Here is an 833-nt window from a genome sequence, read left to right as displayed (position 1 = left end):
CGTCGGCACAGTGGGCAACGCGGCAAGCGGCGCAGTCGGCACGGTAACGGGTGCATTGGGCGGTGTCGGCGGTGGCGGGACCGGTGGTCTTGGTGGCGTGGTCGGCACGGTAACCGGTGCACTGGGTGGCATCGGTGGCGGGACTGGCGGCCTCGGTGGCGTCGTCGGCACGGTAGCGAATACGGCAACGGGCGCGGTCGGAACGCTGACCGGCGCACTGGGTGGTGTCGGTGGCGGGACCGGTGGTCTCGGCGGCGTTGTCGGCACGGTAGCGAACACGGCCACGGGCGCAGTCGGAACGCTGACCGGCGCACTGGGCGGTGTCGGAGGCGGGACCGGCGGTCTCGGTGGCGTCGTCGGGACAGTGGGCAACGCGGCAAGCGGCGCAGTCGGCACGGTGACGGGTGCGTTGGGCGGTGTCGGCGGTGGTGGGACTGGTGGTCTTGGTGGTGTGGTCGGCACGGTAACCGGCGCACTGGGTGGCATCGGCGGCGGGACCGGTGGTCTCGGTGGTGTTGTCGGGACAGTGGGCAACGCGGCAAGCGGCGCAGTCGGCACGGTAACGGGTGCATTGGGCGGTGTTGGCGATCCAACCGGTAGTCTTGGTGGCGTGGTTGGCACGGTAACCGGTGCACTGGGTGGTATCGGTGGCGGCAACCCGACTGGCGGCCTCGGTGGCGTCGTCAGCACGGTAGCGAACACGGCAACGGGCGCAGTCGGAACGTTGACTGGCGCACTGGGTGGTGTTGGAGGCGGGACCGGTGGCCTCGGTGGCGTCGTTGGCACGGTAGCAAACACGGCCACGGGCGCAGTCGGAACGCTGACCGGGGCAC

The 833-nt window shown here is 70.8% G+C and carries 1 pseudogene; it reads right to left on the bottom strand.

Annotated elements, in window-relative coordinates:
* Positions 1 to 833, bottom strand: a pseudogene (locus tag H3O04_RS36740) (hypothetical protein); the annotation flags it as partial.

Source organism: Burkholderia sp. KCJ3K979 (genome assembly GCF_016759955.1).
GTDB classification, from domain to species: Bacteria; Pseudomonadota; Gammaproteobacteria; order Burkholderiales; family Burkholderiaceae; genus Burkholderia; species Burkholderia orbicola.
This window is presented reverse-complemented; position numbering and strand designations above follow the sequence as displayed.